The following is a 7,129-nucleotide window of genomic DNA, read 5'->3' as shown; positions in this document are numbered from 1 at the left end:
GCCCCGGGCCCCGAACCCGACGCGCGCGAACGCAAGGCGGTGAACGATGCCGCCGCCTTCATCCGCAGCCTGGCCGACATGCGCGGCCGCAATCCCCAGTGGGCCGAAGACGCGGTGCGCGGCGCCGCCAGCCTGCCCGCGCACGAAGCGCTGGAACAGCACGTCATCGACCTGGTCGCCACTGACATGCAAGACTTGCTGCGGCAGGCCCATGGCCGCGAAGTACGGGCCAATGCATCCGTGATCGCACTGGCCACCAACGCGGCGCCAGTGGTCGATGTGGAACCCGATTGGCGCACGCGCGTGCTGGCCGTCATCACCGACCCCAGCATCGCCTACATACTGCTGCTGCTGGGCATCTACGGCATTCTCTTCGAGATGATGAACCCGGGCATGGTGCTGCCCGGCGCCATCGGGGCCGTTGCGCTGGTCACCGCCCTGTTCGCCCTGAACATGCTGCCGGTCAGCTACGCCGGCCTGGGGCTGGTGCTGCTGGGCATAGGCTTGATGGTCGCCGAGGCATTCACGCCCACGCTGGGAGTACTGGGGGCCGCGGGCCTGGCCCTGTTCGCGTTTGGCTCGCTGTTCCTGTATGACACCCCGGCAGCGGATTTCGCGCTGCCCGTGCCGCTGGTGATCGGCGCCGCGGCTGTCAGCGCGCTGCTGCTCTTCGCGATTTTCTTCGTGGCATGGCGCTCACAGCGGCGCCGCGTGCTTGCCGCGGACGGCACGCAGCCAGGTGAAACCGTGGAAGTGCTCAGCTGGAACGGCCATCGCGGCCTGGTGCGCGCTGGCGGCGAAACCTGGCAAGCGCGCGCCGACACCCCGCTGGCGCCCGGACAGCAGGCCGTCATCGAGTCGCGCCAGGGCCTGGTGCTGGTATTGCGCGCGTCCGCCCCCAACCCCAAGGAGCCCCTATGATCCTGATCGCCTATGCCGTCGTCGCCGCGCTGGTCGTGCTGTTGCTGCTGGCCATGATCCGCGTGCTGCGCGAATACGAGCGCGGGGTGGTATTCACCCTGGGCCGCTACACCGGCGTCAAGGGCCCCGGCCTGATCATCCTGATCCCGGTGGTGCAGCAGATGGTGCGGGTGGACCTGCGCACCGTGGTGCTGGACATTCCCACGCAAGACATCATTTCACGCGACAACGTATCGGTAAAAGTGAACGCGGTGCTGTACTTCCGCGTCATGGATCCGGACCGCGCGGTCATCCAGGTGGAACGCTACATGGATGCCACCAGCCAGTTGGCGCAAACCACCTTGCGTTCCGTGCTGGGCAAGCACGACCTGGACGAAATGCTGTCCGAACGCGACAAGCTGAATGCCGACTTGCAGGAAATACTGGACCGCCAGACGGAAGACTGGGGCATCAAGGTGGCTACCGTCGAAATCAAGCATGTGGACATCGACGAAAGCATGGTGCGCGCCATTGCGCGCCAGGCCGAGGCGGAACGCAACCGGCGCGCGCGCATCATCAATGCCGAAGGCGAACAGCAGGCCGCCGAGAAACTGGTGGACGCGGCCCGCACCCTGGCCACCACGCCCGAAGCGATGCAATTGCGTTATCTGTCCACTCTGTACGACATCGCCGGCGACAAAAGCTCGACCATCGTGTTTCCCGTTCCCATCGACCTGCTGCAAGGTGTGCTGGGCAAGAAAGAAGGTTGAGGCACCGCGCAGGCCCCATGCCGCTTAGACTCCCGCCGGAAGGTCCGGGCCGCTATCCGGCCCGGCAGCCCATTGCGCGGCCTGCAGGGCGCGCGCCTGTTCCAGGCGCAATTGCAGCACCGGCAGCATGCTGGCCGCGTAGGCGCGCAGTTCCGGATCCTTGCTTTCCTGCGCCGCTTCCTCGAACAGCCACACCACCGACTGCTGCGCATATACCGCCACTTTCTGCAGATACAGCCTGTCGAAATCGCCGGGCGCGGCTTTCTGCAGCTCACCCAGCATCGTATGCTGCTCGCCGTCCACCGCGCCGGGCACCGAACGCGATTTCGCGGCGGCAATGGCCAGCAGCCGGGTGCGGGCCTCGGCCTGGTCGCGCCGGGCCGCCTGCACGTAGGCCCGCAGTTCCGCGTCCGAGGCGCGCTGCAGGGCCAGATCGGCCGACCTCAGCTCGAACAGCCCGGCGCGCGTGGCGGCTTCCATGAACAGGCGGTCCCGGTGATCCAGCGCGGCCGACGAGGCATAGGCCTGCAGGCCCATGATGACGGCGATGGCCGTTGCCGCGAAAATGGCGGGTAGTTTCCACGGATTCATGACGTTCTCCGAACCCGCCGAGCGCGGGCGGCTTACCCTAGCAACCCGCGTGCCCGCATCCTGCGCGAATCATTTGCGCTGGCCGGAACGATTGTCGACAGGCGGGGCTTGCGGCGTCTGACGGCCCGGGTCGCGTACATCCTCGGCGTCCACGCCGGGCGGTATCCGTACCCCGGCGCCCGCCCGATTCGGATCGGCGGGCCGGTCATTCAAGGTACGGTCGGTATCGCGGCGGCGCATGGCATCGTCTTCGCGCGCGCGGCGGTCGTCGGAGTTTTCCTGGTGGGGCTGCTTGTCGGTCTGCTTCATTGAAGGCCTCCAGTATTCGGGTATTCGGCGAGGCTGCGCGTCGCAATCCACATACCCATACGCCGTGGCACGAGGTTTGCCTGCAGTGTGTGTGTTTCCCCAACAGCACTGGGACACTACGGAGCACGCCATGATCCAGACGCTATTTCCCGCCCTGTGGCTCTTGCGCGCCACGCCGCGCCAACCGGGGCTGGGCCCCAGCGATTCCTCCGACTCTGGCAGCGACCTGCCCGGCGCCGCCGACAACGATACCGACGCACAGGGCACCGGCGAACGTGAAAGCGTGGAACCTTCGCTGGAAGACGATTCCGGCACCGACGTCGAAACCGACCGCGTTGTCCGGGAAGACGAGGCCGGGTTGGCCCACACGCCTCCCGACCCTGCGCGCAACGGCGGCAACCCCGAATAGCGGGCGCCTGAAGGCGGCCGGCACTTCTTACACAGAACAGTAAGAAAGGCCGGCGGCCAGCAGCAAATTCCGCGCCATCCTCCTGCGGCGCATGAGTTGGCATGCTTATTGCATGAGTATCGGCAAGGCTACCCGCATGTTGCCACCAAGGAGATGACGTTGATCCATGCAGCCCATGAGTTGCGCCTGCACCAGCAGACCGCGCTGACCCCCCGCCTGCAACAGTCAGTGAAGCTGCTGCAGATGTCGGCCCTGGAATTCAATCAGGAAGTACGTCAGGCCCTGGTCGACAACCCTTTTCTCGAAGAAGACGAGGAAACCGCCACCGTCCTGCCGCAGGCCGCCGCGGATGCCGCCGACGGCAGCGACGTGGCGGTGGAATACGCCACGCCCGCCGCGCCGCTCGATATGCCCGCCGATGGAGCGCCCCTGCCCGAGTATTCCGGCGATTATCCGGTATCCCGCAATCCGCAAGATGGCGCCCCCATGGACATGGGGCAATGGGTAGGCGCCTCGGTGTCGCTGCAGGAACGCCTGGACCAGGAACTGCGCACCTATCGGCTGTCGCCGCGCGACCGCCTGCTGGCGCAGTATGTGATCCAGGCCCTGGATGAAGACGGCTACCTGCGCCTGCCCCTGGACGAACTGGCCGACGCGTCCGTGCTGGGCACGCCGGCGGAAGAAAGCGAATGGCGCGCCGCCTTGTGCCTGGTGCAGCAACTGGACGTTCCCGGCCTGGGCGCGCGCGATCTGCGCGAATGCCTGACCCTGCAGCTGCAGGCCATGGATACACAGCGCCCAGGCGCCAGCCTGGCGCGGCGCATCGTGCAAGACCACCTCGAGATCCTGGCGCGCCACGACTACGAAGGGCTGCAACGCGCCCTGGACTGCCCGGAGCATGATCTGCGGCAGGCCTGCGAGGTCGTGCGCTCGCTGGATCCGCGCCCCGGACGCCGCTACGACCAGGCGCCGCCGGCCTACATCGTGCCCGATGTCATCGTGCGCAAGGAAAGCGGCGAATGGCGCGTGCACTGCAACCGCGGCGCCGTGCCGCAGCCGCGCCTGCATCGCGTATACGCCGACCTGTTCCGCACCGCCCGCTACCGCGAGCGCGGCCCCATGGCGCAGGAACTGCAGGAAGCACGCTGGCTGGTGCGCAATGTGGAACAGCGCTACAGCACGATCCAGCGCGTGGCCGAGGCCATCGTGCGCATGCAGCACGGCTTCTTCGAGTACGGCCCGGTGGCGTTGCGCCCCCTCATGCTGCGCGAGATCTCGGCCGAACTGGACATCCACGAATCCACCGTATCACGCGCCACGGCCAACAAGTACATGGCCACGCCCATGGGCATCCTGGAATTCAAGTACTTTTTCTCGCGCGAGCTGGCCACCGACACGGGCGGTTCGTGCTCGGCCGGCGCGGTGCGCGCCCTGATCGCCGAACTGATAGACAACGAAGACCCGCGCATGCCGCTGTCGGACGTGGCGCTGGCCAGCAAGCTGGCTTCGGACGGTATCGTGGTGGCGCGCCGCACGGTGTCGAAGTACCGCGCGCAGATGAAGCGTCCGCCGGCCGAAATGCGCCGGCAGTATTGATCCCACCCCCGAAGCGCTACGGCCGGGTCACGCATCGTGCGGTGAAACGCTGACACCAGACCAGTACCCAAAAAAACGCCCGGCAAGCCGGGCGCTTTTCATGCAGGCTGAATCCTGATCAGCACTGCGGGGGAGTCGACATCGTGTCGGAACTCGTGTTGCGATTCGGCACGTAGTTCGTGGTCAGCGAAAGACCCGTCTTGCTTCCCGGGGCGTCGCAATTGCCCGAGTACGCCATATTTGGCTGCGAACCCATCGATCCCTGGCTGCGTTGGCCGGGGTTCGTCTCGCCGGCCGGGGGAATCTGGCCCGCGGGCACCTGCGTATTGGGGGGCACCGCTGAACCGTCATTCGGCGTGGTCGATGGCGAAGTGCTCGACGGCCGCCCGGTATCCGGCGTCGATTGCGCGTGCGCGCCGCCCGCCATGGCACCCATCACGGCCAAGGCAGCCGCCAGGGAAAGTAAATTACGCTTCATGTGCGTCTCCCGAACAATGTACGAGGCAATGGCGCAGCAAGCGGCGTGCCTGGCGCCCGCCTCTTAGCCGTTGACGATCTGCCCCCCATTCGGATGCAGCACTTGCCCCGACATATAGCTGGCATCGTCGCTGGCCAGGAACACGAAGCACGGGGCCACTTCGTCGGGCTGGCCCGGCCGGTTCATGGGAACATTTTTCCCGAACGAGTCCAGATTTTCCTCGGGGAAGGTGGACGGGATCAGGGGTGTCCAGATCGGGCCCGGCGCCACCGCGTTGACCCGTATGCCGCGCTCGAGCAGGGACGTGGACAGCGAACGCGTGAACGCCACCATGGCACCCTTGGTGGACGAATAGTCGATCAGCCTCGGGTTGCCATGATAGGCCGTCACCGATGTGGTGTTGATGATCGTTCCGCCGTCGGGCATCAGGCCCAGGATTTCCTGGCTGAGGCGGAAGGCGGCAAAGAAATTGGTGCGGAAGGTGCGCTCGAGCTGGCCGCGCGTGATGTTCTCGAACTTCTCGAACACATGTTGTTCGGCGGCGTTGTTCACCAGCACGTGCACCGTGCCGAATTCCTTGCGCGCCAGGGCCACGACGCGCTGCAGGTGCGCTTCGTCGCCCAGGTCGCCGGCTATCGCCAGGCAGCGTTGCCCTGCCTGCCTGACCAGCCTCTCGGTCTCGCGCGCATCCTCGTGCTCTTCCAGGTAGGTAATCAGCACGTCCGCGCCCTCTTTCGCATAGGCCACCGCCACGGCGCGACCTATACCGCTGTCACCCCCCGTTACCACCGCGCATCGCCCGCGCAACCGGCCCGCGGCCAGATATTCCCGGGCTTCACCCTGGGGCGGAGGATCCATCAGGCGCTGGCGCCCGGGCTGCGGCTGTTGACGCGGCTTGCCGTCGTCATTGGACTGCGGAGTGCGGGAAGTAGACATACGAGGCTCCTGGAGCAAGATGACGCGCGGGCTATTGCCGCCGGCTGCCGTTCCCCGAGCAAACTCCATGCCGGCTTAAGGTTTCCCCCAGTAGGACCCCGCGGCCGCGTCCGGTAGAGTCAGTGGCCTGACCACCAGGCCACCCGGCCCCAGGCACCATGAACTCGTTCCAGGCCGTCGCGGTTACCCGGCTGTATCGCATGATCGCCGACCAGATCGCCGGGCGCATACGCGCCGGCGATTTCCCCGCCGGCACCCGGCTGCCGGCCGAACGCGAACTGGCCGACCAGTTGCAGGTCAGCCGCGCATCCATCCGCGAGGCCCTCATCGCATTAGAGATCGAGGGCTATGTGGACGTGCGGGTGGGCACGGGGGTATTCGTGCTTACGCCGCCGCGGGCCGAAGACAGGCCCGCCGCGGTCGGCATCGCGCGGCAGGCCTTGCCCTCTGAATCCACCGGCATAGGCCCCTTCGACTTGCTGGATACCCGCCTGCTGCTGGAACCCGAATGCGCGGCCCTGGCGGCGCAAAAGGGCTCGCCGGCCCAGATCGCGGCGATCCAGGCGGCCCACGCCGGCATGTCGTCCACCGATGTCCCCGGCGCCCACGACCAGGCGTTCCACGGCGCCATTGCCAGCGCCTGCGGCAACGCCGCCCTGGCCGCCGCCATCGCGCGCCTCTGGCAGCTCAGCGCCGCCAGCCCGGTGTACAGCCGCCTGGAAAAGCACTTCGTCACCCCGCAGGTATGGCAGGCCGCCCGCCAGGAGCACGACCGCATCCTGGCCGCGATAGTCGACCGCGACCCCGTGCGCGCACGCCACGCCATGCACGACCATCTGGTCGGCATCCTGGCACGGCTGCGCGAAGACTTCGGCCACGCCGGCATGCGCTGAAAACCCGGAACCATGCCAGCCACCGCCCCCCTCGTCCGCCCACCGCGCCTGCGCCGCAGCTGGATGCTGGTATGCGGCCTGGATCCACGCGCCCAACAGGCCGCCCTGGCCAGCGGCGCCGATGTACTGGTGGCCGACCTGGCGCAGATTCCGCCTGGGCCGCAATGGCAGGATGCCTGCGGCCACGCGGCGGCCCTGATCCGGCTGTGCCGGCTGCGCGGCACCGTGGCCGCCATCCGCATCGGCG

Annotated in this window: 9 protein-coding genes and 1 pseudogene; 6 read left to right on the top strand and 4 right to left on the bottom strand. The window is 67.2% G+C overall.

Annotated elements, in window-relative coordinates; all coding sequences use genetic code 11:
• Together LPZ50_RS19465 and LPZ50_RS19460 are read left to right on the top strand one after the other, a co-directional pair.
• Positions 1-921, top strand: a 921-nt coding sequence (locus tag LPZ50_RS19465) for an NfeD family protein (protein ID WP_329957683.1), incomplete at its 5' end; no start/stop codon positions are given.
• 53 nt (positions 922-974) lie between these two features.
• Positions 975-1,670 (top strand): slipin family protein, encoded by a 696-nt coding sequence (locus LPZ50_RS19460; RefSeq protein WP_419195614.1) that lies wholly within the window; start codon positions 975-977, stop codon positions 1,668-1,670.
• 24 nt (positions 1,671-1,694) lie between these two features.
• On the opposite strand, the gene LPZ50_RS19455 is transcribed toward LPZ50_RS19460, so the two are convergent.
• Together LPZ50_RS19455 and LPZ50_RS19450 are read right to left on the bottom strand one after the other, a co-directional pair.
• Entirely contained in the window at positions 1,695-2,261 is a 567-nt protein-coding gene (locus tag LPZ50_RS19455; RefSeq protein ID WP_230663928.1) for a DUF4142 domain-containing protein, read from the bottom strand.
• Between the two features lie 69 nt (positions 2,262-2,330).
• Positions 2,331-2,570 (bottom strand): hypothetical protein, encoded by a 240-nt coding sequence (locus LPZ50_RS19450; RefSeq protein WP_230663925.1) that lies wholly within the window; start codon positions 2,568-2,570, stop codon positions 2,331-2,333.
• A 130-nt stretch (positions 2,571-2,700) separates the two neighbouring features.
• Here LPZ50_RS19450 and LPZ50_RS19445 point away from each other — a divergent pair, with 130 nt between their 5' ends.
• Both LPZ50_RS19445 and LPZ50_RS19440 read left to right on the top strand, forming a co-directional pair.
• A complete protein-coding gene (locus LPZ50_RS19445) occupies positions 2,701-2,979 on the top strand; it encodes a MatE family transporter (protein WP_230663922.1) in 279 nt (92 codons plus the stop codon).
• A gap of 153 nt (positions 2,980-3,132) precedes the next feature.
• Positions 3,133-4,575 carry an RNA polymerase factor sigma-54 gene (locus LPZ50_RS19440; protein ID WP_230663919.1) on the top strand — a complete coding sequence of 481 codons (1,443 nt, stop codon included), beginning with the start codon at positions 3,133-3,135 and terminating at the stop codon, positions 4,573-4,575.
• Positions 4,576-4,693: 118 nt separating this feature from the next.
• Here LPZ50_RS19440 and LPZ50_RS19435 read toward each other — a convergent pair whose 3' ends face one another.
• Complete coding sequence (locus LPZ50_RS19435) at positions 4,694-5,053, bottom strand: hypothetical protein (RefSeq protein WP_230663916.1); 360 nt, start codon at positions 5,051-5,053, stop codon at positions 4,694-4,696.
• A 63-nt stretch (positions 5,054-5,116) separates the two neighbouring features.
• Positions 5,117-5,989 carry an SDR family oxidoreductase gene (locus LPZ50_RS19430; protein WP_230663913.1) on the bottom strand — a complete coding sequence of 291 codons (873 nt, stop codon included), beginning with the start codon at positions 5,987-5,989 and terminating at the stop codon, positions 5,117-5,119.
• A gap of 158 nt (positions 5,990-6,147) precedes the next feature.
• On the opposite strand from LPZ50_RS19430, the gene LPZ50_RS19425 reads away from it, so the two are divergent.
• Both LPZ50_RS19425 and LPZ50_RS19420 read left to right on the top strand, forming a co-directional pair.
• Positions 6,148-6,882, top strand: a complete 735-nt coding sequence (locus tag LPZ50_RS19425) for a FadR/GntR family transcriptional regulator (RefSeq protein ID WP_230663910.1) — start codon at positions 6,148-6,150, stop codon at positions 6,880-6,882.
• Between the two features lie 12 nt (positions 6,883-6,894).
• A pseudogene (locus LPZ50_RS19420) lies at positions 6,895-7,129 on the top strand (CoA ester lyase); the annotation flags it as partial.

Source organism: Bordetella petrii (assembly GCF_020991325.1).
GTDB classification, from domain to species: domain Bacteria; phylum Pseudomonadota; class Gammaproteobacteria; order Burkholderiales; family Burkholderiaceae_B; genus Bordetella_A; species Bordetella_A petrii_E.
This window is presented reverse-complemented; position numbering and strand designations above follow the sequence as displayed.

Bases quoted from the DNA above. Each gene is read 5' to 3' on its own strand.
- LPZ50_RS19460 (WP_419195614.1), top strand. From the start codon at position 975: ATGATCCGCGTGCTGCGCGAATACGAGCGCGGGGTGGTATTCACCCTG.
- LPZ50_RS19455 (WP_230663928.1), bottom strand. From the start codon at position 2,261: ATGAATCCGTGGAAACTACCCGCCATTTTCGCGGCAACGGCCATCGCC.
- LPZ50_RS19450 (WP_230663925.1), bottom strand. From the start codon at position 2,570: ATGAAGCAGACCGACAAGCAGCCCCACCAGGAAAACTCCGACGACCGC.
- LPZ50_RS19445 (WP_230663922.1), top strand. From the start codon at position 2,701: ATGATCCAGACGCTATTTCCCGCCCTGTGGCTCTTGCGCGCCACGCCG.
- LPZ50_RS19440 (WP_230663919.1), top strand. From the start codon at position 3,133: ATGACGTTGATCCATGCAGCCCATGAGTTGCGCCTGCACCAGCAGACC.
- LPZ50_RS19435 (WP_230663916.1), bottom strand. From the start codon at position 5,053: ATGAAGCGTAATTTACTTTCCCTGGCGGCTGCCTTGGCCGTGATGGGT.
- LPZ50_RS19430 (WP_230663913.1), bottom strand. From the start codon at position 5,989: ATGTCTACTTCCCGCACTCCGCAGTCCAATGACGACGGCAAGCCGCGT.
- LPZ50_RS19425 (WP_230663910.1), top strand. From the start codon at position 6,148: ATGAACTCGTTCCAGGCCGTCGCGGTTACCCGGCTGTATCGCATGATC.